This is a genomic window from Pseudomonas sp. ef1 (genome assembly GCF_007293365.2).
Lineage (GTDB): Bacteria > Pseudomonadota > Gammaproteobacteria > Pseudomonadales > Pseudomonadaceae > Aquipseudomonas > Aquipseudomonas siliginis.
This window is the reverse complement of record NZ_CM129815.1, coordinates 3,236,328-3,261,957: the sequence shown is the minus strand read 5'-3', so window position 1 is coordinate 3,261,957 and position 25,630 is coordinate 3,236,328. Positions and strand designations below refer to the sequence as shown.

Sequence of the window (25,630 nt, the reverse complement as noted above, 5' to 3'; positions counted from 1 at the left end):
CATGGCGATCAAACAACTGATAAAAAGCACCAGTGGCTGGCTCTATCTCAACTCGCCGGTGGGCCGTCAGCAGTTGCAGGGCGCGGGGGTGATTCTGATGCTGCACCGCGTGCTGTCCAATGACCGCGCCGCCGACCTGCCGCACCGCAATGAACTGTGCGTCGGACCGAAAGCGTTCGAGCATTTGCTGGTGTGGCTGCGCAAGCATTTCGACTGCGTGCCGCTGATGGAAATTCTCCAGCCCAACGCCCTGCGCAGTGAACGCCCAAGGGTGGCGCTGACCTTTGACGATGGCTGGCGTGACAACGCCGTCAACGCCTTCCCGTTGCTGCAGAAACACCAGGTGCCGGCGAGCATTTTCCTCTCCACCGATTTCATCGGCAGCCGCCAGCGCTTCTGGTGGGAAAGCCTTGGCGAAACCCTATGGGGCAGCCATGGCGATAAAGCACGCATGCACCTGATCGAATGCCTGCATGCGCGCAAACATCCGCTGCCGGTGCTGCTTGATGACATCGATGTCGAGCGCCGCAGCCTGGCGCTGCTGCATTACCTCCAAGGGCTGAAAAGCCTGGCTCCGCAGGAGCTGGAAGAACTCACCGACGAATGCCCGAAGGACTCGCTGCCACAGGCACTGGACTGGCATCAGGTGCGGGCAATGGAAGCCTCCGGTCTGGTGCGGTTCGGCCCGCACGGCGCCAGCCACGCAATCCTCACCGGTCTCGATGATGCGCGCCTGAGCGAAGAAATCCGCCGCAGCCGCGACGCATTGAACAACGGCTGCAACCGACCTCTACCGGTCTATTGCTACCCCAACGGCGACAACGATGATCGCGTTCGCCAGCAGGTCGCCGATCACGATTACCCGTTTGCGCTGGGCACCGGCACCGGGATCTATCGCGGCGACGGCGATCCGCTGAACCTGCCGCGTTTCGGCGTCAGCCAGCGCACCGCGCGCCATCCGCAATTGCTGTCGTGGCGGATCTACCGGGGAGCGCGGCCATGAGCCGAGGCAACTACCTCAAGCACCTCGCGTTGAGCATGGGCACCAAGCTGGCGATGATCGCCTTGCGTTTGCTGCGCAACGTCCTGCTCGCGCGGATTCTCGGCCCCAGCGAACGCGGCCTGTTCGCCCTGCTCAGCACCCTGCCTGACCTGATCAGCGCGGCCACCAGCGGCGGTTTGAATTCGGCGGTCGGTTATCAGGCGGCCAAGCAGCGGCCGATGGGTTTGCTGCTCAGCCAGGTGCTGGTGTTCGGTTGTTTGCTGGCCGGTTTGCTGACTTTGCTGGTGGTGGCGCTGGTGCGCGAATTCGGCACGCAACTGGACGTGACCACGCAACTGGGCCTGCTCGCCTGGCTGTTGCTGCTGGCGGTGCCGTTGACCGTGTTGAAAAGCGGCCTGCTGACCCTGCACAACGCCTCGGGTGGCGTGGTCGCGTTCAACGTCTTGCGCATGATCGAATCGCTGGCGCCGCTGTTGCTGTTCGTCGCACTGTTCTGGATGTGGCAGAGCGCGGCGTTGGAGGCAGCGCTGATCAGTTGGCTGGCCGGTATCAGTCTGGTGGTGCTCGCCGGTTGGGTCTGGCTGAAGCGGGCGCAGCCATTGCAGCTGCAATGGGATCGCGCCAGCCAGAAGGAGCTGCTGCGCTACAGCGCGCGCAGCCATCCCGATCTGCTGTTCCAGCAAGTGATTTTGCGCTCCGATTACCTGTTCATCGGCGCCCTGCTCGGCAGCACCGCGCTGGGCCATTACGCCATGGCCAGCGCTGCTGCCGAATTGCTGTTGATCGTCCCCGAAGCGGTGACTACGCCCCTGATGAAACGCCTGCTGCAACAGGATGAAGGCATGGACAAGGTCACTCCGCTGGCGCTGCGCCTGACCGCGACGGTGATGCTCGGCGCCTGTTTGAGCATGGCCGTGATCGGCGAGTGGTTGATCGTCACCCTGTTTGGCGCTGCCTACCAACCGGCGTACCCGGCGCTGCTGGCGTTGCTGCCGGGGCTGTTGGGTCTGTGCTACGCGAGCATTCTGCGCCTGGACTTGCTGGGCAAGAATCGCCCCGGCACGGTGTCGTTGTTGATGGGCCTCGGCGCGCTGCTCAATCTGGCGCTGAACCTGGTGCTGATTCCGGCCTACGGCATCGTCGGCGCCGCCGCCGCCTCATCGATCGCCTATCTGGCGGTGACCGTGGCCATGCTCGTGCTGTATTGCCGGTTGAGCGGCGTGCCGTTCTGGCAAACCCTGATCATCCTGCCCCGCGACGTGCTGCCGATGTGGTCGATGCTGCAGAGGAAGCCCGCATGAAAGGCTGGTACCTGCTGTTCGGTCTCGGCCTGTCGCTGGACGCTTTGGCGGCGTCGATGCGCTGGGGCGAGATTCGTGACGGCAGTCTGTTTCTGCAAACCGATCAGCCTGACAGCGTGACCGTGCGCTGGACCCCGGCGTGGCAAGCGGATGCCAACGAAGAGCAACTGTACCTGCTCGACGGTCGCGGTAAATTGCTCGGCGAACGCGTGATCAAGGCCAGCGAAACCCGTGGCAGTCAGACCTGGCCGCTGCTGCCCGGCGCGGCGAGTTATCGACTGGAAATTCCCGGCTACAGCTTCCGCCACTACCGCATCGAACACGATGAACGCACCGTTGCCCTGTTTGCCCCGGCCAAAGTGCACTTCAGTGCCGAAAGCAAAAATGGCGACGTGCTGTATTTCAAAGTCGCGGCCGGTGAGCATGCAGTGCTCGCCGGCAAATTTCACGGCGGCGTCACCGCGCTACAGGCGCAGCGGATCGGCGACCACCAGGCGCTGACTCTGGCACTAAAGCCATATCGCGCCTATTGGCAGTTCGATCAGGTCGCGTTGCCAGTCAGCCCCCGCGAGCAGGTCTGGCGCCTGCAACTGCAGGGCAGCGGCAAAGCGGCGTTCTGGCTTGATGGCACGGCTAATCTGTTTGCGCAGAATCCGCAGCAACTGCAACCGCTGCGCGAAGAGGTCGGAGATGTCCGGCTGGTGCTGCACGACAAAGTCCTCGGGCGCACGCCGGATCTCGGTATTGCCCTGCCCTACGTGATGCCGCCCGCAGCCAGCCACGCGCTGCTCGATGCGCTGAAACCGACGGCAGCGAGCTATTACAGTTTCGTCGACGTCACGGCGCAGAACCCGCAATTCGAAGACGCGTTTCGCCGGGTCTATCAGCAGCGCTTCGGCATTCGCAACGACATCACCCTGCTGGCGGGCAGTCAGCGCCAGGCCGATCTGCGCGCCGACGTGCAGAGCAACAGCGGCCTCGACGCCTGGCTGGCCACCACCCGCGCACTGGGCGGCAACGGCATGCACTACATCGGTTTTGCCGACGAGCCCAATCTCAACTACTCCAGCTACGAGCAATATCAGGCGATTTTCACCAGCATGGCCCGTCAGGTGCGCAGCGACCCGGCCAACGCCCGCGCCGGTGTGCGCATCGCCATGCCGGCCAGTTCGCGACTGGTCAACGGCCCGTTCGCCGATAACGCGGCGGACAAGCGCGGAATCGATTGGGCACGGCGCCTGCTCAGCGAGTCAGACGATCAGGTCGAGGCACTGGCCTGGCATGAATGGATGATTCGCGATCTGCTCGCCACCCGCGTCTACCGCGACAGCGTGCGCCGTGCCGCCGAACTGGTCGGCCGCGACGCCAATGGTCAGCCGCGCAAGGCCTTGCTGCTCGATCAGACCAACCTGTCCAGCGGCTCCAGCCTTAGCCCCTACGATCAGGAAACCCACTACACCTCGCTGTGGTGGGCGTCGGTGGTGATCAACGCCTCGCAGGACGGTTTGCTGAGCATGCTCAACTGGTTTCAGGCCGCTGACGAACCGCATTACCCCAAAGGCATGTTGCGCGTGTTGGGCGACGATCGCTTCGAGCTGAAACCGGTCGGCCTGGCCCAGCAATTCATCGCCCGCCACTGGCTGCACCAGGTGCTGCAACTGGACAACGATGCCTTTGAGGTGGATGTGCTGGCGATGGCCGGCGACGAGCAGCGCACGTTGCTCGGAGTGAACAAAGGTACGCGCCTGCAACGCGTCGATCTGAGCGGCGCCCGATGCCCGCTCAACCATGGCGCCCTGCGTTACTTCGGCGCCGACAATCGCAGCCGCGACGCACCGTTTGCCTGCGACAACGGGCGCGTGCGTTTCGAACTGCCGGGACAAACCCTGTTTGCCCTGAGCTGGAGCGCTTCATGAGCCGCCCTTCGATGCTCTGCCGCGTGGGCTTGATGCCGCGCATGGCACCTTCATCAGGAGAAGAGACCATGGATGTTTTGCAAAAACTCAGCGGACATATTCGTCGTAAAGGCCTGCGAGCGACCTTGGGCAAGATCCGCAAACTGTACATTTTTTCCCATCAGCAACTGCTGTGGATGGAGCGCGACCTGGTCAGCCCGGTGCCGCCGCACAAGCTCAAACCCTATCCGCCGCTGCGCGTGGTCAGGATCACCGCGGACAACGCCAGCGCTTTCGCGCGTTACTTTGGCGACCGTGTCGGCACGATGGCCGAGCTGGCCAAAGAAGGCCACACCGGGCACATGCATGTCGACGAGCAAGGCGATGCCGTGGCGTTTATCTGGGGCACGCCGCGCAGTTATTTCGATCGGCACTACTACGGCTGCCGATTCCCGGTGAAGCCCGGCGAGTTCTTCGAGTTCGGCGGCGAACTGGCCCGGGCCTACTGGGGGACAGAGCTGTCGGTGGACCTGCAATTGCGCCTGTGGGAAGCCATGGCCGCCCAGGGCTGCAGCAAAGTGGTCGATGTCTGCGAGTCGCACAACATACCGGCGCTCAAGCTGCATCTGCGCATGAGCTATACCGAACAACGGCGGATCATGAATATCTACACGCTGTTCGGCCGCTGGCGCTTCTATCGCGAAACCCGCTACAGCGGTTCGCGCCTGGCGGCGCTGGGTAAAACTTCCCGTCCACCTGTCAACGCAACGGCGGCCTGAACCTATGGTGATGCGATTCGAATGGCGCACGTCCCTGTGCGCCGCCGACTTCCCGGCAACCGCGTATGAAACGCTGCGCCTGGGCGTGACCGACCATACGCCGTTCAACAATCTCGGCTGGTTATGTGCGGCGGAACAGGCTCTGGGTGAGGATCAGCGCCTGCACATTCTGCTCGGTTGGGAAGCCGCAGAACTACGCCTGTGCCTGCCGCTGGTAGCCAGCCGCGAGCGCTTCGCCGGCGTGCCGTTTCGGGTCTTGCATCACTTGGGTTATCCGCTGGCTGATCGTCTGGCCCTGCTGTCGTTGCTCGGCGGCGCGGACATGCACGAGGCGCTGCTGTTGATTCGCCAGCGCCTGCCCCATGCGCTGCTGCAACTCAATGAATTGTCGGAGCCTGCGGGTGAAGAAAGTGCCGTCACCGCATGGATGGCGCGCAGTTCCACGGCCGAGCGACGCCTGAGCTGCCGGGTGCCAGTGCATCTGATCAGCGAAGCCGACCATCAGGAAGTCTCCGGCGACCCGCGCTACAAACTGCGCCGGGCACGCAAACGGATTGCCGCGTGCGGTGCGCAGATCCGCCGGATTACCCCGGATGCGCTGAGCATGGCTGCCTTGTTGCAGACCATCAGCGAAGTCGAGGCGGTGAGCTGGAAAGGCGATGAAGGCGTCGGGATTTTCGCCACACCGCGCAGTCGCCAATGGATCGAACGCGCCTTCACCGCCCTCGCCGGCCAAGGCCTGGTACGCGTGGTGATGCTCGAGCTGAACGGCCGCTGCATCAGCTATCGCCTCGGCCTGCTCGAACAGGGCCGGCTCTACGATTACAACCTCGCCTTCCTGCCGCAGTACGCCGATCTGGGCAGTGGCCGGGTGTTGCTGGAGGAATGGATTCGCTGGGGCCTGGACGAGCACTGGCGCTGGATCGATGCCTCGCGGGTCAGCCTGGAAAACTCCAGCCATCAACTGCACGAACGCATGACCGGGCAATTGGAACACTGGCGCTGGAGTTTCTATTCGTGGCGCCCAAGTGGGCTGGCATTGGGTCTGGCGCTGCGCATCTGGTATCGCTGCAAGCCCGCCGTGCAGCAGTGGCGCACCAGGCGCGCCAACAAAAAATCTGCAGCACTGGTGCAACCTGTCGCAATCACTCCGGAGGGCGGCCATGCCTCGCCAAGTCATAGTCAACGCTGATGACTTCGGTCTCAGCGCCAACGAAAACGCAGTGATCTTCGCTGCCTTCCAGGCCGGCCTGATCAGCTCGGCCACGGCCATGGCCAACATGCCGGCGTTTGAAGCCGCCTGCACCATGGCCCGCCATCCGACGCTGCAAGGTCGGATCGGTCTGCACTTCAACCTGACCTACGGGCGCCCGCTGAGCCAGGCGATCCTGGGGCGGCGGACCTTTTGCGATGGCAACGGCGTGTTCGACCTCAACCTGCCCCGCCACAGCCTGTGGCTGAGTCGCGCAGACCGTGACGCGGTGCGCGCCGAGTTACAGGCGCAGTGGCAACGCTGCGTCGATCACGGCATGCGCCCGAGCCATATCGACTCGCACCAGCACGTACACAACATCTGGCCGATCGGCGAAGTCGTCGCGAAGTTTGCCGCCGAGCAAGGCGTACCGATTCGGCTGGCGCGCAACCTCGGGCACAACCTCACGCTGCCCAAGCGCCTATTCAAGGGTTTGCTCAATGGCCGTTTGCAGAGTCTGGCGCGGGTCACCGCCGATTACGTCTGCACCCCGGTGGACCTGCGCAATGCCAGCGTCCCCAGCGACGGCGTGCTGGAAATCGTCGCCCACCCGACCCGCCTCGGCGTCGATTTCGGTGATGCCTATCTCGACTCCGGCGAGTCTTTGAGCGAGGTAATCGAACAGGGTTTGAGAGGCGTCGCGCGAGTCTCGTATGCCGACCTCAATCGAGAAGAAACGCAGGGCGCTACGGCGCTCGAATGAATCACCGCTGTAACGACACTCACCACAACATCCGGGCCAAGACCCTGGAGGGGCATCATGAGCATCATCACCAAAGTGCAAGATCGCATCAGACAGAAAGGCCTGGGCCGCACCGTCGGCACGTTGTGGAAACGCTACGTGTTCTTCCACTGGGAACTGCTGTGGATGGAGCGCGACCTGGTCAGCCCGGTACCGCCACACAAACTGCGCCCGTATGAAGGCCTGCGCAAAGTCGACATCACCCCGGAGAACGCCGTGGCGTTCAGCAAACACTTCGGCGACCGAGTCGGCACCATGGCCGAACTGGCTGCCGAGGGCCACACCGGGCACATGTACCTCGACGCCGATGGCCACGCCGTGGGCTTTATCTGGGGCAGCATTCGCGACTACCACGACCGCCACTATTACGGCTGCACCTTCCCGGTCAAACCCGGCGAGTTCTTCGAATTCGGCGGCGAAATGATCCGCGCCTACTTCGGCAGCAGCCTGTCGGTGGACGTGCAGGTTGCACTGTGGCAAGCGATGGCGGCGCAGGGTTGCACCAAGGTGGTCGACGTTTGCGAAACCCACAACATCCCGGCGCTTAAACTGCATATCCGCATGGGTTATCAGGAACAGGGCCGGGTGACCCACGTTTACTGCCTGTTCGGCCGCTGGAAATTCTTCCGCGAAACCCGCTATGAAGGCTCACGCCTGGATCCGCTGCGCAAACCGGGCCGGCCGGTGGTAAGTGCCGCGGCGCAGGCTTGATCCGGCCTTGTGAAATGTGGCGGTCGCAAGGCCGCCATCGCGAGCAGGCTCGCTCCCACATTGGAATGCGTTTCCCTGTGGGAGCGAGCCTGCTCGCGAAGAGGCCAGCCGTCGCAAAAAAGGTTCTCAGGCCTTGCTTGCCACCAGGCTAAAGCACATCGGCAGCTGCGCCTGCTGGTTCAGGTAGCAGTCATACACCTCTTCCCGGTTCGAATGCGCATATTCCTTAAAATCCACAATGCTCAGCCCCGCTCCAATGGCGCCGCTGAAGATCGCGCCCAGCGTATGCACGAACCAGTACGACTTTGCCGCCGGCTGCTCGACTTTACCTACGTAAACGATCGGCTCTTGCTGCACAAACGGCTCGGCACGGAAGTACGAGCTGGCGAGGCGGTAGGGATCTTCAGCCTGCGGATCAACCATTTCCAGAAACGGATGGGTTTCGTAGATCACCAGCTTGCCGCCCGGCTTCAGCACCTGCGCGACATGGCGGAAGAATTCGCCGATGTCAGGCATCCAGTTGAGTACGCCAATGGTAATCAGGGCAACGTCAAAGCGGTTATGCAGCGATGCGGGCAGATGGTGGATGTCGCTCTCGACGAATTCGGCAGTATGCGGCGAGCGGCTGTTGAGCTCGCGGGCCTGCTCAAGAAACGCTGCCGATTGATCGACGCCGACCGCACTGCGCGCACCCAGCGCAAACAGCGACAGGCTCTCCCGACCGTTATTGCAGCCCAGTTGAATCACGTCTTTGCCGTCGACGTCCAGCAAGCCACGCAAGGTGTCGTCAAGGCAGCAAAACTCCCCCTGCGCAACATCGCTGAGCAATGCCTGCCAGTCCGGTGAATCCTGATGATGGCGAGCGGAATCGTTCCACGCCTGTCGATTGCTTTCGATGGCGGTTTTGGGGTTGGGCACTTCCATGGCGCTACTCCGGGTGAGGCTCGTGATTGAGCGGCGTGAGTCTAGAACAGACCCGGAATTGGGGTTGTTGCGATGTTGTAAGCGCGAGTCTGGCGATGAATTATCGCTCTTCGCGAGTGTGCCAAAGGCGCAGCAGGTAGATAGTCGAATCGACAATTTCGTAGCGCATTTCGTAGTGCCCGACCAGAATCCTTCGAACATCTCGCGGTTCAAATTCTTCCAGACGTTCACCCAAGCGCGGATTGGCTAGCAGCATTATCGGAGCGGCGGTCAGCTGTTGCACAGTGCGCGCAGCGGCAGGTTGATTAACTGCTGCCAAAAACTCGTAAAGCCTGGTCAGGTCGGAAAGCCCTTTGCTGGTCCACTTCAACTCCATATCAAAGTGGAGCCTTGAGAGGCGTATCGGAACTCAAGCTGTCCGCCCATGCCTGCACTGATTGATGATCGATAACGCGCCCGGCGTCCACATCAGCCAAGGCTTCGCGCGTCAAACGGCTGCGCTCTTCCTCTTGATCAATCCAGGCGCTCAGGGCCTGTTTCACAATCCAGTTACGCGAGCGTTCCAGACGCTCAGCCATCAGATCGACCTTTTCGGCCAATTGCACGGGTACATGGGCAGTCACGGATCGGGTTTTCATTGGCGCGGCCATGTCAGTTGACTCCTTGAGATTGCGGGCAGCGGGGGTTCACCGTCGATCAGAGTAGTCCTGCCCCATTGTGTTCGCTCAGCTTTGATACAAATTGAATCAAAGTTAATCATAACTGCCCATGCACCGCTATTTGGCCCGACAGAACGCGATACTCGACGGTAAATAACATCAAAGATTCACATGACTCTGGTTAAGCCGCTCACGCAAAAACTCCACCAGCGCCTGTACCGGCCGCGAAGCCTGGCGATGCTGCGGATAAACCGCTGACAGGGTCAGTGGCTCCGGGCGTAAATCATCCAGCACGGGCACGAGGCGCCCATCCTTCAGCGCCGCACCAACGATGAAGGTCGGCAGATAGGTAATGCCCATCCCCTGCACCGCTGCGTCCCGCAGCAGTTCGCCGTTGTTGACGCGCATGCGGCCGGCGACGTTGATCAGCAGCGGTTTGCCCGGCGCTTCGTTGAAGCGCCATTGCACCGAGCGCCCGTGGCCGTAAGGCAGACAATCGTGGCTGTGCAGGTCTTCGGGTTTGAGTGGTGTGCCGCGTTCGGCGAGGTAGGCCGGGCTGGCGCAGTAGACCCGTTCGATGCTGGCGATACGTCGGGCGATCAATGTCGAGTCCTCCAGCACGCCGATGCGCAGGGCCAGGTCGTAACCTTCGCCGAGCAGGTCGACCGGGCGATCGCTCAGATCCACTTCGACTGTGACTTCGCGATAACGCTGCAGGAATAGCGGTAGCAGACAACCCAGATGCGCCACGGCAAACGACAACGGCGCGCTCAGGCGAATCGTGCCGCGCGGCTCGGCGGTTTCGCCGGCGATGCCCTGCTCGACCTGTTCCACCTCACCCAACAAGCGCAACGCCGATTCGTAATAGCTCTGCCCCAGCGGAGTGACGTCGAGGCGGCGGGTCGAGCGATTCAACAAGCGCACACCGAGGCGCTCTTCCAGTTGCATCAAACGGCGGCTGACGAACTGCTTGGACAGCCCCAATTGATCGGCCGCGGCGGTGAAGCTGCCGGAGTCCATGACCTGGCAAAAAATACGCATGTCTTCGAACGGGTTCATTGTCACTCTCTGGTGGACAGTTAAACGCTTTATAGCCGCTTTTTCGCTTTTCAGCAGCCCATTAATCTGTGCTCACGGTTTGAAAACAACCCTGAACACAAAGAGCTGCCGAAGGCAGCCATCTGATCGTTGGGACGCGGAGCGTCCCCGGCTGCATTCCCACGCAGAGCGTGGGAACGATCAGATCGCAGCCTTCGGCAGCTCCTACATCACACATTCAAAAATGGAATTGAACATGAGCATCAAGAAAACCCTCGCCGCGTCCCTCCTCGCCCTGTCCGTCAGCAGCGCATTTGCCGCAGGCAGCCCCGGCGTCGAACACAACACCCAAGCGTTCCTTGATGCCCTCGCCGCTGGCGGAGGTCGTCCGCTGGAGCAACTGAGCCCGAAGGACGCCCGTGCAGTGCTGACTGGTGCCCAAGCTTCGGTAAAGGTTGATCTGTCCGGCGTGGAAGTCAGCGACAAGGCGATCAAGGCCGACGGCCAGACCATCAACCTGAAAGTGGTGCGCCCGGCCAAGGTCAAAGGCGAGTTGCCGGTGTTCATGTTCTTCCACGGTGGCGGCTGGGTCTTGGGTGATTTCCCGACGCATCAGCGCCTGATTCGTGATCTGGTGGTCGGCTCTGGCGCCGTTGCGGTGTATGTCGATTACACGCCGTCGCCGGAAGCGCAGTACCCGACCGCGATCAACCAGGCGTACGCCGCGACGAAATGGGTGGCCGAGCACGGCAAGGACATCGGTGTCGATGGCAAACGGCTGGCGGTGGCCGGCAACAGCGTCGGCGGCAACATGGCGGCGGTCGTGGCGTTGATGGCCAAGGAGCAGAAAGCCCCTGCCCTGCGCTTCCAACTGTTGATGTGGCCGGTGACCAATGCGCAGTTCGACGACGGTTCGTACCAGCAATTTGCCGAGGGCCATTTCCTCACCAAGGGCATGATGCAGTGGTTCTGGGACAACTACACCACCAACCCGGCCGAGCGTGCGCAGATCCATGCCTCGCCGCTCAACGCCAGCGCCGAACAGCTCAAGGGCCTGCCCGCTGCGCTGGTGCAGACCGCCGAGTTCGACGTGCTGCGTGACGAAGGCGAAGGCTATGCGCGGCACCTGGATGCGGCCGGCGTGCCGGTGACCTCGGTGCGTTACAACGGGATGATTCATGACTTTGGCCTGCTCAATCCGCTGAGCCAGATTCCGGAAGTCAAAGCGGCGGTGCGTCAGGCTGCGGCTGAACTGAAGACTCATCTGAATCCATAAAAGCGAAAGATCGCAGCCTGCGGCAGCTCCTACCCTGGAATACCATTTCCTGTAGGAGCTGCCGCAGGCTGCGATCTTTTTTCTCACTAGCGTCGCGGAGTACCGGTCATGACTGTTTTCTACGCCCACCTGCTGTCCTGGAGCGCCGTCCTGTTGCTGCTCGACGCCGCGCTCTGGCATTTCTCGCCCTTCAGCCATCGCGCGCCGCGAGTCGGTGTGCGTCTGGCACTGTTTCTGGCATTCAGCGCGCTGGTGATCAACGCCGGTGTCAGCCCGTTGCAGGCGCCGCTTTTCGCTGATGATCGCGTGGCACAACTTGGGGCGACGGCACTGGGGATTCTCTGGTGGTTGTACGCAGCACGGGTGCTGACCGAAGTGATCGGCCTGGCGCTGATGCGCCGCATCGGTCACAGCGGGCGCTTGCTGCAGGACGTCATCGGTGCGCTGGTGTTTCTGGTCGCGATTGTCGCGGCGGCCGGTTACGTGCTGGAACTGCCGGTCAAAGGTCTGCTCGCCACCTCCGGGGTGGTCGCCATCGTGGTCGGTCTGGCGCTGCAAAGCACCCTCGCCGATGTGTTTTCCGGCATCGTCCTCAACACCACCAAGCCGTATCAGGTGGACGATCTGGTGATGATCGACGGCGTCGAAGGCAAGGTCTTCGATATCGACTGGCGCGCCACGCACCTGCTGACCAGCGCCGGCACCATGGCCGTAGTACCGAACTCGGTGGCGGCCAAGGCGAAAATCGTCAATCTCAGCCGGCCGAGCAACATGCACGGTGTCTCGATCAGTATCAAAGTGCCGAACCACATTCGTCCGCGTCGGGTATTGGATGCCCTTGACCGCACCTTGCAGGGCAGCAGTTCGCTGTTGCTCAGCCCGGCGCCGAAAGCCGTGCTCAAAGAGGCCGGCGAAACCATGTCGGAATACGTTGCCAGCGGTTTCATCGCTGAGCTGGGCAAGAAGAGCGAAGTGCGCAATCAACTGTTCGACCTCGCCCACCGTCATCTCGAAGCGGCGGGTATTTCGCGCCATCCCGACGGCGTGATCGAACCGTCGAGCCGCGCTCGTGCGTTGCTGGATGAGGTGAAGATTTTCCGTTCGCTGAGCAGTGAAGAGCGCGATCGCCTCGCTGAATCGATGGTCGCGCAGCAGTACACGGCCGGTCAGGTGGTGCTGGATCTGGACGAGGTGCCGGACAGTCTGTTCGTGATCGCCACGGGCGTGGTCAGCGCGACGGTGCCGGACGGCAATGGCCAGACCGAGGCCGGGCGCATGGGGCCGAGCGAAGTCATGGGTGAGCAGAGCATTCTTGCCGATACACCGTCGCAGGCGACGTTCACGGCGCTGACGTCGAGCATCATCTATCGTCTCGACAAACAGTTGACCCGTGAGTGCATGGACAAGCGCAGCGAAGTCGGCCGGGCCTTGAACAAGTTGCAGGCGGTGCGTCAGCAGAACAGTCGCCTCGCGTTGATGGCCAAACCGGTGGCGGTGAAAAAAGGTGGTTTTTTGGGGTGGTTGCAGAAGCGCTAACAGCAAAAGATCGCAGCCTTCAGCGGCTCCTACGGGAAAATGCATTCCCATGTAGGAGCTGCCGAAGGCTGCGATCTTTTGATTTTCTTACTTGGCAGTGAACTTGGTATAGCTGTTGATCAGGTTGCGATAGTTAGGCAGACGCTCGGACAGCAGATGCGCCAGGCCTTCCATGTCGTTGCGCCAGTCGCCTTGCAGCTCGCAGGCCACAGCGAACCAGTTCATCAGGTGTGCACCGGCGGCCGACATCCGCGCCCATGCCGCTTGTTGCACGGTGGTGTTGAAGGTACCCGACGAGTCGGTAACAACAAACACTTCAAAGCCTTCAGCAATCGCCGACAGGGTCGGGAAAGCTACGCAAACGTCGGTCACTACACCGGCGATGATCAGTTGCTTGCGGCCGGTGGCCTTGATCGCTTTGACGAAGTCTTCGTTGTCCCAGGCGTTGATCTGGCCTGGACGCTGAATGAACGGCGCGTCAGGGAATTGCTCGAGCAGCTCAGGCACGATCGGGCCGTTGGGACCTGCGTCGAAGCTGGTGGTCAGAATGGTCGGCAGCTTGAAGAACTTGGCGATGTCGCCCAGCGCCAGCACGTTGTTCTTGAACTCGTTCGGCGAGAAATCCTGCACCAGCGAGATCAGACCGGTCTGGTGATCGACCAGCAGGACGACGGCATCATCTTTGTTCAGACGCTTGTAAGGAACGCTCATGGCAAAACTCCTGGATGGATGGTTGTTGCGGGAAGCGCCGGCCCTGATGACCGGCGCTTTTTTCAAACTCAGAACGCGAAGCAGGAACAGCCGAACGCGCCCCAGAAACCGGCGAAATCGCTGACCGGCGCATTCGACATCCGCGCTTTTTCATGGCTGTGGGTGTGCACGGCGCACGGCCCGCTGCACTGGTGCACCTGCGCCTGCAACGGCGAGTTCGGGCGCCAGTGGCCTGGGACCTTGACCACTGGCGACCAGTCCGGCAGCACCGGAATCGAACGCGGGCCGAGGTCTTCGAAGTCGCCGGCGGCGTAGACAATCTTGCCGCCGACCACGGTCATCACCGACTCGATCCACTTGATCGCTTCTTCCTCAACGCTGAAGAAGTCCGCGCTCAGTGCCGCGAGGTCTGCCAGTTGGCCGACGCGGATCTGGCCCTTCTTGCCCTGCTCCGAGGAGAACCAGGCGCTGCCATGGGTGAACAGCTCCAGTGCAGTGCTGCGTGGCAAACCTTCTTCGTACAGCGCCAGACCGCCAACGGTACGGCCGCTGACCATCCAGTACAGCGAAGTCCACGGGTTATAGCTGGACACGCGGGTGGCGTCGGTGCCAGCGCCAACCGGCACGCCTTCAGCGAGCATGCGCTTGATCGGTGGTGTGGCTTCGGCGGCTTGTTTGCCATAGCGATCGACAAAGTATTCGCCCTGGAACGCCATGCGATCCTGAATCGCGATACCGCCGCCCAGCGCTTTCACACGCTCGATGTTCTGCGGGGTGATGGTTTCAGCGTGGTCGAAGAACCACGGCAGACCGTTGAACGGAATGTCGCGATTGACCTTCTCGAACACATCGAGCATACGGCTGATCGATTCGTTGTACGTGGCGTGCAGACGGAACGGCCAGCGCTGCTCAACGAGGTGGCGTACCACCGGCTCGAGTTCCTGTTCCATGGTCTGCGGCAGGTCCGGACGCGGCTCGAGGAAATCCTCGAAGTCGGCGGCGGAGAACACCAGCATTTCGCCGGCACCGTTGTGGCGCAGGTAGTCGTCGCCCTGATGCAACTTGACGCTGCCGGTCCAGTTCTGGAAATCGGTCAGCTCTTCTTTCGGCTTCTGGGTGAACAGGTTGTAAGCGATGCGTACGGTCAACTGGTCGTCTTTGGCCAGTTGCTCGATCACTTGGTAATCGTCCGGGTAATTCTGGAAACCACCCCCGGCGTCGATTGCACTGGTCAGGCCCAGGCGATTGAGCTCGCGCATGAACTGACGGGTCGAGTTGACCTGATATTCCAGCGGCAGCTTCGGTCCCTTGGCCAGTGTCGAGTAGAGGATCATCGCGTTCGGCCGCGCGACCAGCATGCCGGTCGGGTTGCCGTTGCTGTCGCGGACGATTTCGCCACCCGGCGGGTTTGGCGTGTCGCGGGTGTAGCCGGCCACGCGCAGGGCAGCGCGGTTGAGCAGCGCACGGTCGTAGAGGTGCAGGATGAACACCGGGGTGTCCGGCGCGGCCTGGTTGATTTCTTCCAGGGTCGGCATACGTTTTTCGGCGAACTGGAACTCGTTCCAGCCACCGACCACACGCACCCACTGCGGGGTGGGCGTGCGATCGGCCTGATCCTTGAGCATGCGCAGCGCGTCGGCGAGCGATGGCACGCCTTCCCAGCGCAGTTCGAGGTTGTAGTTCAGACCGCCGCGAATCAGGTGCAAGTGCGAGTCGTTGAGGCCAGGGATGACGCAGCGGCCCTTCATGTCGACCACTTGCGTGACGTTGCCCTTGAGGGCCATGGCCTCGGCATCGTTACCGACGGCGACGAAGCGGCCATCCTTGATCGCCACCGCACTGGCCAGGGGTTTTTCCCGGTCTACGGTATGAAATTGGCCATTGAATAAAATCAGATCGGCGCTCATCGCAGTTCCTCAAGCGAAAGTGAAAAGAAGCAAACCCCGCTCAACGCGGCGAGGTTTCTTGGGAATCGAGGTGTTCGTGGGCCTGACTGGCTTCCAGCCACGGGGTAAACAAACGGGTGACCGGCGGCATCACCACGTAGACCACCGAGAGGACGATGGTCAGGGTGATCAGGAACGTGGCGACCACGTAGTTGGACAGAAGCGGATGCAGCGCCAGCAGCGGGCCCCAGATCAGCGGCACCAGCAGGGTGTGCGGCAGAATCACCAACAGCGTGACTACGGCCTGCTTCCAGCGCGGCGGTGGCGAGCCGGCTTCGGCCAGCGGTGTGAACCAGAACTCGTTGACTGGGGCGACTTCGGTCTGATCGCCGTCAGCCAGCATCGGTGCGGCTTCAGCCACCAGCGCCTGACGCTCGGAGGATTCCAGCCAGCCCTGCATCGCTTCGGTGGAGCTAAAGCGCAATACGCAAGTGTAGAAATCCAGACGCCCGCGCTTGCCGCGCACCACGTCGACACCCAGGTGCCCTTCGCGCTGCCCGGCGACGCGCACGATATTGCGCAGCCATGCTTCATAGGCCGACTCGAAACCGGCCTTGACCGAGTGTTTGATGATCAACGTGACGGTCTCATCGGCCCCCGGTGCTTGTGAATTGAGGACTTCAGGCATAACGCAGCACTCCGGGCAAACGAACAGGAATCGCCAGCCGTCCCGGCCCGGCAATCAATACGGTGGTGAAAAGAATCAACAGCAACCAGCCAAACTGCCCTTCAGCCACACTCCATTGCGGATGCACGACCAGCAACGCCACGAGCAGTACAAAGAGAATAGGCAAACAAGCCAATCGCGCCAGCACACCGGCGACGATCAGCAACGGGCAGAGGACTTCGGCGAAAATCGCCAGGATCAGGGTCAGGTGGGCGCCGAGGTGGAACGGGTCTTCGATCAGTTGCAGCTGCGCGGTGAAGTCCAGCAACTTCGGCAAGCCGTGCACCCACAACAGAAACAACCCGCCGCTGACCCGCAGAAACAGCAACCCGATGTCGCGCGCCTGTTCATCCCTCGTAGCAATCATGACCCGACCCTTTGAATCTCATTGACGGGAATCATGCCAAGGCCGGCGCGGGAGAAATTGGATGGGTGTGCTTAGTTGCTTTTCAAGTCTTTGATGTTCTGCCGCCCGCCACAAAACAATGTGGGAGTGAGCCTGCTCGCGATTGCGTCAGGTCAGACGCATCCACACTAACTGACCCACCGCTATCGCGAGCAGGCTCGCTCCCACAGGGATTGGCGGCGTGCATTCAATTTGCAGACCGCCACAAAAACAATGTGGGAGCGAGCCTGCTCGCGAAGGCGTCAGGTCAGACGCATCTACACTAACTGACCCACCGCTATCGCGAGCAAGCTCGCTCCCGCAGTGATTGGCGGCGTGCATTCAATTTGCAGACCGCCACAAAAACAACGTGGGAGCGAGCCTGCTCGCGAAGGCTTCAGGTCAGTCATATATTCATTGATTGACACACCGCTATCGCGAGCAAGCTCGCTCCCGCAGGGATTGGCGGCGTGCATTCAATTTGCAGACCGCCACAAAAACAATGTGGGAGTGAGCCTGCTCGCGAAGGCGTCAGGTCAGTCACATCCACACTAACTGACACACCGCTTTCGCGAGCAAGCTCGCTGCCACAGGAGAACTGCGTGTGTAATCGAGGGCGGTTAAAGCGCCGGAATATCCAGCGGCGCCGCCATGAACTGGCTAATGCGCGAGCGCAGCCATTTCTCTGCCGGGTCGTTGTCGTGCACCCCGCTCCAGGCCATGGACAATTGCGCGGCATCGATCGGGAATGGCGGATCTTCGGCACGCAGGGCGCAGCCTTCAACCAAGGCACAGGCGGCGTAGTCCGGCACCGTCGCGATCATCTCGGTACCGGCGAGCAAGGCGCGCAAACCGCTGAACTGCGGTACGCCGAGAACGACTCGGCGGCAACGGCCGATCTTGGCCAGATCCAGATCGATATTGCCGCTCAGGTCACCGGAGAACGACACCATTGCATGCGGACGTTCGCAATATTCGTCCAGGGTCAACGGCCCCGGACGGTCGTCGCCGCGCAGCACTTTGCAGGGAATATCACGCAGCTTCTTGCGCTTGGCGTTGGCCGGCAGATCCGTGGTGTAGCTGACACCCACGGAGATTTCCCCCGAAGCCAACAACGCCGGCATCAACAGATAGTTGGCGCGGCGCACCACCACGACGATCCCCGGCGCCTCCTGCTGAAGCTGGCGCAACAGCGGTGGAAACAGACCGAACTCGGCGTCGTCCGACAGACCGATGCGAAATACGTCGCAACTGCTGGCCGGTTCGAACTCCTTGGCGCGGCTGACTGCGCCGGAAATCACGTCCATTGCCGGTTGCAGCTCCTTGAGGATCGCCAGCGCCCGCGCTGTCGGCTCCATGCCGCGACCGTTGCGCAGCAGCAACGGATCGTCGAACAGATCACGCAAGCGCCCCAGTGCAGCACTGACCGCCGGCTGGCCCATGAACAGTTTTTCCGCCACACGGGTCAGATTCTTTTCGAACATCAGCGCTTCGAAAATCACCAGCAGGTTCATGTCGACGCGGCGCAGATCGTTACGGTTCATGGGTGTGGTTTCCTTATCGGTGTCAGACGCTTTTTGCCACAGGCGTTGGGCACTTTACTCGATCAATGGCACTTTCGCCGCGCGTTTGTACGGACCGTACTCCACCGGCACCCATTGGAAATGTTTGCCCTCGGCGGTGATGTGGCCGATGCCCGGGAACGGCAGATGCGCTGCCGTCACCCAGGTCTTGCTTGCTGCTGCAGCACTGAACACTGCCTGACGACTGCTGATCGCTTGCTGACTGTTGACGTCGAAACCGATCGACACTTCCGGGTGCAAAAACTGCACCGCCAGGTTATGCACCAGATCGCCCATGAACACGATGCTCTGCTGCTGCGAGGTGAAGCGGTAGGTGGTGCTGCCCGGCGTATGCCCTGCTTCGAGGGTTGCTTCGACCAGTCCCGGCAATGGCGACTGCCCGGCGGCAAACGTCTTGAAGCGACCGGCGGCAACATAGGGCGCCGTAGAGTCCCGGGCTATCTTGAAAAACTCTTTTGCGCCCGCCGGGGCCTTGGCCAGCGCTGCCGGATCGAGCCAGTAGTCGGCCTCGGCTTTGGCTGCAAACACGGTGGCGTTGGCGAACACCGGTTTCTTTTCGGCGTCGACCAGACCGCAGACGTGATCGAGGTGCAGGTGCGTCAGCAGAATCGTGTCGACCTGTTCAGGCTTGTAACCGGCGGCCTGCATGTTGGCCGAGAGTTGGCCTGCGGTGGCGCCGATGCACTGTCCTGCGCCCGTGTCGACCAAAATCAGTTGTTTGCCAGTGTTGACCAGAAAGGCATTGAACGCCGTCTGCACGCCAGGGGTTTCAATCGAACGGCGCGCAAGCAGCGCGCGAATCTGACTCTGGCTCATGCCCTGCAACAACTTCGGCGACAAATCGTTGTAACCGTCGAACAACGCGGTGACTTCGTAATCGCCGACAGCCAGCCGGAAATAACCCGGCGCCTGAGTGCCAACCTGCGGTGCCTGCGCCATGGCGCCGGACATTGCCAGCACGACCGCCAGCGTCGTTGCCGCTTTCACCAAGCTTTTCATTGCATTCCCCTTTGAACCTGGCCAACGGCGGCCGTGCTTTGTCGACATCGTCGCGCAAAGCGCCGGGCGCTGACTTGCAAGGATGTGCTGAGTTCCAGCCTGAGCGAGGAAATTAACAACGATTAACTCGTCAGTCTCAAGGCATCGCCCAACAATGAAGCCCTCTGCGCAGCGTTGCTTTTTTGACCTGAGGGAATGCGCCGACCGTGCCTTCCCCACCGACACGGACCTTGGCCATGGCTTATCTACAGCAATCCGTCGCCCTCGCCCCTGCCAGCGAACCGCGTAAAAACACGACTGGCGGACTCAGTCCGCAGCGCGAACGCCAGATCAAACAGTTGATCCTGGATCGCTTGGGCGAAAGCCTCGAAGTGGCTGAACTGGCCCGGGCATGTGCACTGTCACGCAGTCATTTCTCCCGCGCATTCAAGTGCAGCACCGGCCTGTCGCCACAGGACTGGATCCGCGCCCAGCGCCTGGCCCGGGCCAAGTTGCTGATCCAGCACACCGACTTGAGCCTGACGCAAATCAGCCTCGAATGCGGCTTCTGCGATCAGGCGCACTTCTGCCACATGTTCACCCGCAGCGAGGGCATCAATCCCTTCGCCTGGCGCTGTCGAGTCATGGATAAACCGAAAAACACCGCAGCGCAGCCTGCGGTGTTTTGACTGCTGCCGTTACGCCACCCGTTGCACTGATGCTCAAACCTGAGGATTATGCCCGGACACCCCGGATCAGACGGCCTGCGCTTGCGCCAGGCACTGATTCGCCCTGTCCGCCGCATCACCGCAGGAGCGCGCTGTTGAGTTTTTCCCCGAATCAGGCCATTGCGTTTGGCCCCTATCGGATTCATCCCGGGCAACGATTGCTACTTGAAGGCCAACAGCCTTTGCGCCTGGGACGGCGGGCGATGGACATCCTCCTGATTTTGCTGGCCCATGCCGGTGAAGTGGTGAGCAAACAGCAATTGATGGCCGGGGTCTGGCCAGACAGCGTCGTCGAAGACATCAACCTGCGCGTGCACATGGCGGCGCTGCGCAAAGCGCTTGGCGACGGGCAGAACGGCCAGCGCTACATCGTCACCGTGGCGCAGCGCGGCTACAGCTTTGTCGCACCGTTCGTGCTCGACAGCATCGAAGCAACGCCTGCGGTCGCCGCGCCCCGGCACAACCTGCCGCTGCGTCGTACGCGGATGATTGGTCGCCAACCCCTGATCGATCACTTGATTACGCAACTGCCGCGCCGACGCTGCATCACTCTGGTCGGCCCCGGCGGCATTGGCAAGACCACCGTCGCCCTGCGCGTCGCCGAACAATTGCTCGACCAGTATCACGACGGCATCCGCCTGGTGGATCTGGCGCCCATCGCCGATCCCGCGCTGATCGGCTCGCATCTGGCGACGCTGCTTGATCTGTCCGCAGCTGAAGGCGATGCGCAGGCTGGTCTGGTCGACGGCCTGCGAGAACAGCAAATGTTGTTGGTGATCGACAACTGCGAGCACTTGATTGATGCGGTCGCCGCGCTCAGCGAGCAGATTCTGCGGGGGGCACCAAAGGTGCATATCCTGGCGACCAGCCGCGAGAGCCTGCGCGCTGAGGGTGAGTTCGTGCAGCGTCTGGAATCGCTCGAATGCCCGTCCATGTCGACCCCGATGGAGCCGGCCCAAGCACTGGGCTTTGCTGCGATGCAGTTGTTTGTCGAGCGCGCCACCGCAGCCAGGGAAAACTTCCGACTGAGCCACGCCGAGCTGCCGCAAGCGATCGAAATCTGCCAGCGCCTGGACGGCATTCCGCTGGCACTGGAACTGGCCGCCGCGCAGGTCAGCGAATTGGGCATGGACGGATTGCTCAAGCACTTGCGCGAGGGTTTGCCGCCATTGTCGGCCGGACACCACAGCAGCGCCGAACGCCACCTGACCCTGCGCGCGACGATGGACTGGAGTTTCAACCTGCTCAACGTCTGCGAGCAAACCTGTCTGCGGCGACTGGGGATTTTCCGCGGCAGCTTCACCCTCGCGTCGGCAGCAGCGGTGATCATCGGCCAACAGATTGATCCCGGCGCGGTGTTCACCGCCGTCACGCAATTGGTGGCCAAATCCCTGCTGAGCGTCGAAGTGGGCGATGAAGATGTTTTCTATCGCTTGCTCGACACTACCCGCCACTACGCACTGGAAAAACTCGAGCAGGCCGACGAGCTCAGCGCAACCCGCCAACGCCACGCCGAGCGCTGCCTGACACTGATGCAGCAGGCGCAGGCGGATTGGGACAATACTCCGACTGTATTGTGGATGGAGCGCTATGCCCGGGGTCTGGAGGATTTGCGCGCGGCGCTGGACTGGAGCCTCAACGGCCCGGGACCGGATGAGCTGGGGGTGCAACTGGCAGCCGCGTCGGCGCCTTTGTGGCAGGAGCTGTCGTTGCTGCGCGATTACAGCCGCTATGTGCGCCGGGCACTGAGTCTGCTGGAGGCTTCGCCAGCAGACTCGCTGCTACCGCCCTGCCCTCGCCTGCAAATCGCCTTGAAACTGGCGCTCGGTAGCGCCAGCTATCACACCTGGGGCGGCACGCCACAAACTATTCAGGCCTTCGTCGACGCCTGCCAATTGGCCGAGGAACACGGCGATCTGGCCGGGCAACTGCGCGCAGTGTCGGGGCATATGGCGGTCAATCTGAGTTGCGGGCATTGCCGCATGGCTTTGGCCCAGAGTGAGCAATTCGACCGCATCGGCCTGCACGGCGAACCGCTGCTGTCACTGAGCACACATCGCTTGCGGGTGCTGGCCCTGCATTATGCCGGCGACCAGCCGCAGGCACGCGTACATGCCGAGCAGGTGCTGCAACGCATGGCCCACAGCGGCCATCTCAATCGTTTCACCCATGGTTTTGGCGTGCAATACGACCAGAGCGTCGCTTCGCTGACAGTACTGGCCCGAGTGCTGTGGTTGCAGGGTCTGCCCGAGCAAGCCTGGCGCGCCGCACGGCAGGCGCTGGACATCGCCGTGCAGATCAATCACGGCACATCGATCTGTTACACCCTGGCGCTGGCCAGTTGTCTGATCGCTCATTACAACGGCGACCATGTAAACGCCCGCGCGCTGCTGCAGTTGCTGCTGGAACAATCGCAGAAGCACTCGGTGCTGCTGTTCAATAACTGGGGCCGGCAGTATGCGCAGGTGATCGATCCGGATAATGCCGTGCCCGTACCAGCACAGAGCAGCGGTCTGATTCGGGAAGTGATGGTTACGCTGGATGAGCGTTTTGTCGATGAGGCACTGGTGGGGCGCGCGCGCAATGGCGATGCGGGATGGAGTGCAGCGGAGATATTGCGGGCGCGGGCGGCGGCATTGTTGAAGGGTTCATCCTGTGGGAGCGAGCCTGCTCGCGAATCGGCCCGCTCAGACACCGCTGAAACCCGAGAAGCCGAACAAACCCTGCAACAAGCTCTGGCCATCGCCAGAAGCCAGGGCGCCCTCGCTTGGGAACTGCGCAGCGCCACGGACCTCGCCCGATTATGGCAGCGCCAGTCCCGCCATCGCGAAGCATGGGATTTGCTCAGCCCCATTTACCAGCGCTTCACCGAAGGCTACGCCACACCGGACTTGCGCAAGGTCCGCCTGCTACTCGACAGCCTCCACGAGCAGTGCCCGGCCTGAAGCGTTGCGCGTTCTGCTGAGATAGCGCGCATGGCGCTGTTTGAGTTCGTACTTGTCGTCACTGCGCTCGAACTGATCACGAGCATAGCGGCGCACGGTGTTGAGCATCCAATAGCGGGCCGTCGCACGGTTGGGTTCTCGAACAAGCAACGATTTGCGCGCCAACCCTTCGATTATCGCGGACAGTCTGGAACCCGCCAGATCCGCGCTGCTGATCACACTCAATGCGGCCTCCAGGGTAAAGCCCGCGCTGAATACCGACAGACGCAGCAGCACACGCTGTTCCATTTCCGTCAGGTACTGGAAGCTCCAATCGATTGCAGCGGCCATCGACTGATGGCGCGGTTCCGCGGTGCGCCGGCCTTGGCCAAGCAACTGCAGGCCGTTTTCAACCTGTGCCTGCAAGCCGATCAAGCCCAGCGCGTCGATCTGCGCAGCGGCGAGCTCGATCGCCAGCGGCAGACCGTCCAGTTGACGGCAGATCTCGTGCACACCTGGCAAATCCTGCTCACGCAAACAGAAACCATGCTGCCGTGCCCGCGCGCGATTGACGAACAACTGCACCGCCGGATAGCCCATGGCTTCTTCGACGGTGTTCAATGTCGAGCGCTTGGGAATCGCCAACAGAGGCACGTAATGAACGGTCTCCTGCGCGACTTGCAAGGCTTCGCGGCCGGTGACCAGAATCGACAGGCGAGGCGCAGCATGCAACAGCGTTTCCACCAGTGCCGCACAGCTGTCGCGCTGGTGGTCGCAGTTATCCAGGATCAACAAGGCGTGCCGGCCGGTCAGTGTGAAAAAGTCTGTCTTCAGGGTGTGCAACAGGCGCTCGAGCAATGGAATGTCATCTTCGAGGCTGGCAAGGTCGACCCACCAGGCGCCATCGCGAAAGTATTGCAGGAGCAATTCCGCCACGCGCAGTGCCACAGTGGTTTTGCCAACGCCCGGTGCACCGGTAATCGTCATCAAGCGGCATACCGGCATTTGTCGAACCAGACCACCGATCAAGGCGTCGCGCCCACTGACTGGCGTCAGTCGTGCCGGAAGATTGTGCAGGGGCATGAGCGCGGCAGCGGGCATGGTCAGCGCATCACTGGTGCCCTGCTCCACCGGGGCGACAAAACTGTAGCCGCAGTGCGCCACGTGAATGATGAAACGCTGCCCGTTTACGCCGTCACCCAGTGCGCGGCGCAACGCCGCAATGTGCACCCGCAGGTTGATCTCTTCGACGACCGAGGTCGGCCATACCCGAGCAATCAACTGCTCTTTGCTGACCACCTCACCCGCGTGTTCGAGCAGCGCCTGAAGGATGTCCATGGCGCGCCCGCCCATGCGCAACGGCTGCTCTCCTTCAAGGACCAGACGTTGGCGCACATGAAAGGCGTAGGGGCCGAAACGCAGCACTGAACCGTGGCTTGTGTCGTTGTGATTATTCATGCCAAACATCTTGGCACTCTCGCGTGACGATACAACCGCCAGAGCCGACGCAGCACGGACATCCCGCTGCGTCAGACGGACAGAACCGCTCTAGCTGAACTGTTCGCGGTATTGTAACGGCGTAAGACCGAGCTTTTCGGCGAACAACGAGCGCATGTGCCGAACGCTGCCAAAGCCACTTTTATAAGCGATGGTTTTCAGTGGCAGATCGCTGGTTTCCAACAGGTTTCGCGCGCAGTCAATGCGGGCATTCTGCAAAAACTCCATCGGCGTCATATTGACGTCACGGGCGAACAGGCGAGCAAAGTGCCGTGCGCTCATGTTCGCCAATCCGGCCATGCGCTCGACGGTGAACGCTTCATCCAGATGTTCAAGGACGTAATTCTGCGCGCGGGTGATGGGCGTTTCTTGCGGTGAGACTGCCGCCATCAACGGGCTGAACTGCGCTTGCCCGCCCTGGCGCTTCATGACCACCAACAAGACCTTGGCAACGTCCTGGGCGATTTTCTTGCCGTGATCTCTGGCCACCACCGCCAGCGCCAGGTCGATGCCGGCCGTAACGCCACCGGAGGTGATGAGATTACGATCCTCGACGTAGATCTGATCGGTGGTCACCGTGGTTTTCGGGAAAGCCTTGATCAGGCGCTCGGTGTAGTTCCAGTGCGTGGTGACGCGATAACCATCAAGGAGGCAGGCATGGCCGAGGATGAATGCGCCAGTGCAAATCGAACCGTAACGCTCCGCGCGCGGCACGGCTTTTTTCAACCAGCCAAACAGCTCGGGAAATCTCTGGTTATAGGCGCCGGGTCCGCCTGGCACCAATAGCAGGTCATAGCGCTCGGCCGCTTCGTCGATGTGCAAGTCAGCCTGAACCTGCACGCCGTTGGACGCCCTCAGCAAGCCGCGCTCTGTGCCGAGAGTCGTCAATTGATAGTGCAGATCAGGTTTCAGATAACGGTTGGCGACTGAAAACACCTCCAGCGGCCCCGCCATGTCGAGCATCAGAAAGTCAGGGAACAGCACCATTGCCACGGTTTTCATGGGAGGTTTCACACATATTCAAGGGTCAATACGCACGCTTCAGCCAAGGCATTATGGCGGACCGAGTGTTCAGGAGCGTGATCGAATGGGTGA

Annotated in this window: 23 protein-coding genes; 11 read left to right on the top strand and 12 right to left on the bottom strand. The window is 61.6% G+C overall.

All coding sequences use genetic code 11. The features are described from left to right. Nucleotide 1: 1 nt before the first annotated feature. The 7 genes from FEE99_RS14770 to FEE99_RS14740 all read left to right on the top strand — a co-directional run bounded on the left by FEE99_RS14770 (nt 2) and on the right by FEE99_RS14740 (nt 7,683). Entirely contained in the window at nt 2-1,003 is a 1,002-nt protein-coding gene (locus FEE99_RS14770; RefSeq protein ID WP_041478593.1) for a polysaccharide deacetylase family protein, read from the top strand. Then, on the top strand, nt 1,000-2,304 hold the full coding sequence (locus FEE99_RS14765) for an oligosaccharide flippase family protein (RefSeq protein WP_041478592.1): 1,305 nt from the start codon (nt 1,000-1,002) through the stop codon (nt 2,302-2,304). The genes FEE99_RS14770 and FEE99_RS14765 overlap by 4 nt, the downstream gene beginning before the upstream one ends. Beyond that, nucleotides 2,301-4,220: a hypothetical protein gene (locus FEE99_RS14760; protein WP_041478591.1), complete on the top strand. Its 1,920-nt coding sequence runs from the start codon at nt 2,301-2,303 to the stop codon at nt 4,218-4,220. Before FEE99_RS14765 ends, FEE99_RS14760 begins: the two co-directional genes overlap by 4 nt. 68 nt (nt 4,221-4,288) lie before the next feature. Further along, nucleotides 4,289-4,978: a hypothetical protein gene (locus FEE99_RS14755; protein WP_041478590.1), complete on the top strand. Its 690-nt coding sequence runs from the start codon at nt 4,289-4,291 to the stop codon at nt 4,976-4,978. A gap of 4 nt (nt 4,979-4,982) precedes the next feature. Next, nucleotides 4,983-6,170 carry a GNAT family N-acetyltransferase gene (locus tag FEE99_RS14750; protein WP_041478589.1) on the top strand — a complete coding sequence of 396 codons (1,188 nt, stop codon included), beginning with the start codon at nt 4,983-4,985 and terminating at the stop codon, nt 6,168-6,170. Beyond that, nucleotides 6,142-6,933, top strand: coding sequence for a carbohydrate deacetylase (locus FEE99_RS14745; RefSeq protein ID WP_041478588.1), 792 nt, complete (start codon nt 6,142-6,144; stop codon nt 6,931-6,933). Before FEE99_RS14750 ends, FEE99_RS14745 begins: the two co-directional genes overlap by 29 nt. Nucleotides 6,934-6,990: 57 nt before the next feature. Continuing rightward, nucleotides 6,991-7,683, top strand: coding sequence for a GNAT family N-acetyltransferase (locus tag FEE99_RS14740; RefSeq protein ID WP_041478587.1), 693 nt, complete (start codon nt 6,991-6,993; stop codon nt 7,681-7,683). Nucleotides 7,684-7,809: 126 nt separating this feature from the next. Here the strand turns inward: FEE99_RS14740 and FEE99_RS14735 are convergent, their stop codons facing one another. The 4 genes from FEE99_RS14735 to FEE99_RS14720 form a co-directional block, all read right to left on the bottom strand. Then, complete coding sequence (locus FEE99_RS14735; protein ID WP_041478586.1) at nt 7,810-8,607, bottom strand: class I SAM-dependent methyltransferase; 798 nt, start codon at nt 8,605-8,607, stop codon at nt 7,810-7,812. Nucleotides 8,608-8,707: 100 nt separating this feature from the next. Next, nucleotides 8,708-8,983, bottom strand: coding sequence for a type II toxin-antitoxin system RelE/ParE family toxin (locus tag FEE99_RS14730; protein WP_041478585.1), 276 nt, complete (start codon nt 8,981-8,983; stop codon nt 8,708-8,710). Between the two features lies 1 nt (nt 8,984). Beyond that, nucleotides 8,985-9,257 carry a CopG family ribbon-helix-helix protein gene (locus FEE99_RS14725; protein WP_041478584.1) on the bottom strand — a complete coding sequence of 91 codons (273 nt, stop codon included), beginning with the start codon at nt 9,255-9,257 and terminating at the stop codon, nt 8,985-8,987. Nucleotides 9,258-9,425: 168 nt separating this feature from the next. Next, complete coding sequence (locus FEE99_RS14720) at nt 9,426-10,325, bottom strand: LysR family transcriptional regulator (protein WP_041478583.1); 900 nt, start codon at nt 10,323-10,325, stop codon at nt 9,426-9,428. A gap of 235 nt (nt 10,326-10,560) precedes the next feature. On the opposite strand from FEE99_RS14720, the gene FEE99_RS14715 reads away from it, so the two are divergent. Both FEE99_RS14715 and FEE99_RS14710 read left to right on the top strand, forming a co-directional pair. After that, complete coding sequence (locus FEE99_RS14715) at nt 10,561-11,580, top strand: alpha/beta hydrolase (RefSeq protein WP_041478582.1); 1,020 nt, start codon at nt 10,561-10,563, stop codon at nt 11,578-11,580. Between the two features lie 108 nt (nt 11,581-11,688). After that, complete coding sequence (locus tag FEE99_RS14710) at nt 11,689-13,116, top strand: mechanosensitive ion channel family protein (protein ID WP_041478581.1); 1,428 nt, start codon at nt 11,689-11,691, stop codon at nt 13,114-13,116. 87 nt (nt 13,117-13,203) lie between these two features. Here the strand turns inward: FEE99_RS14710 and ycaC are convergent, their stop codons facing one another. The 6 genes from ycaC to FEE99_RS14680 form a co-directional block, all read right to left on the bottom strand. Next, nucleotides 13,204-13,827: an isochorismate family cysteine hydrolase YcaC gene (ycaC, locus tag FEE99_RS14705; protein ID WP_016774080.1), complete on the bottom strand. Its 624-nt coding sequence runs from the start codon at nt 13,825-13,827 to the stop codon at nt 13,204-13,206. Between the two features lie 68 nt (nt 13,828-13,895). Further along, nucleotides 13,896-15,734 (bottom strand): amidohydrolase, encoded by a 1,839-nt coding sequence (locus tag FEE99_RS14700; RefSeq protein ID WP_041478580.1) that lies wholly within the window; start codon nt 15,732-15,734, stop codon nt 13,896-13,898. A gap of 40 nt (nt 15,735-15,774) precedes the next feature. Continuing rightward, a complete protein-coding gene (locus tag FEE99_RS14695) occupies nt 15,775-16,401 on the bottom strand; it encodes an antibiotic biosynthesis monooxygenase (RefSeq protein WP_041478579.1) in 627 nt (208 codons plus the stop codon). Beyond that, entirely contained in the window at nt 16,394-16,807 is a 414-nt protein-coding gene (locus FEE99_RS14690; protein WP_024012430.1) for a DoxX family protein, read from the bottom strand. The genes FEE99_RS14695 and FEE99_RS14690 overlap by 8 nt, the downstream gene beginning before the upstream one ends. A gap of 638 nt (nt 16,808-17,445) precedes the next feature. Next, nucleotides 17,446-18,369 (bottom strand): LysR family transcriptional regulator, encoded by a 924-nt coding sequence (locus FEE99_RS14685; protein WP_039762138.1) that lies wholly within the window; start codon nt 18,367-18,369, stop codon nt 17,446-17,448. 54 nt (nt 18,370-18,423) lie between these two features. Next, complete coding sequence (locus FEE99_RS14680; protein WP_041478578.1) at nt 18,424-19,407, bottom strand: MBL fold metallo-hydrolase; 984 nt, start codon at nt 19,405-19,407, stop codon at nt 18,424-18,426. A 236-nt stretch (nt 19,408-19,643) separates the two neighbouring features. On the opposite strand from FEE99_RS14680, the gene FEE99_RS14675 reads away from it, so the two are divergent. Both FEE99_RS14675 and FEE99_RS14670 read left to right on the top strand, forming a co-directional pair. After that, on the top strand, nt 19,644-20,075 hold the full coding sequence (locus FEE99_RS14675) for a helix-turn-helix domain-containing protein (protein ID WP_041478577.1): 432 nt from the start codon (nt 19,644-19,646) through the stop codon (nt 20,073-20,075). 134 nt (nt 20,076-20,209) lie between these two features. Then, a complete protein-coding gene (locus FEE99_RS14670; RefSeq protein ID WP_143978936.1) occupies nt 20,210-23,059 on the top strand; it encodes an ATP-binding protein in 2,850 nt (949 codons plus the stop codon). Here FEE99_RS14670 and FEE99_RS14665 read toward each other — a convergent pair. Continuing rightward, entirely contained in the window at nt 23,024-24,496 is a 1,473-nt protein-coding gene (locus FEE99_RS14665; protein ID WP_041478575.1) for an ATP-binding protein, read from the bottom strand. The genes FEE99_RS14670 and FEE99_RS14665 overlap by 36 nt on opposite strands. Before the next feature lie 90 nt (nt 24,497-24,586). Beyond that, on the bottom strand, nt 24,587-25,537 hold the full coding sequence (locus FEE99_RS14660; protein ID WP_041478574.1) for a GlxA family transcriptional regulator: 951 nt from the start codon (nt 25,535-25,537) through the stop codon (nt 24,587-24,589). Nucleotides 25,538-25,630 lie beyond the last annotated feature (93 nt).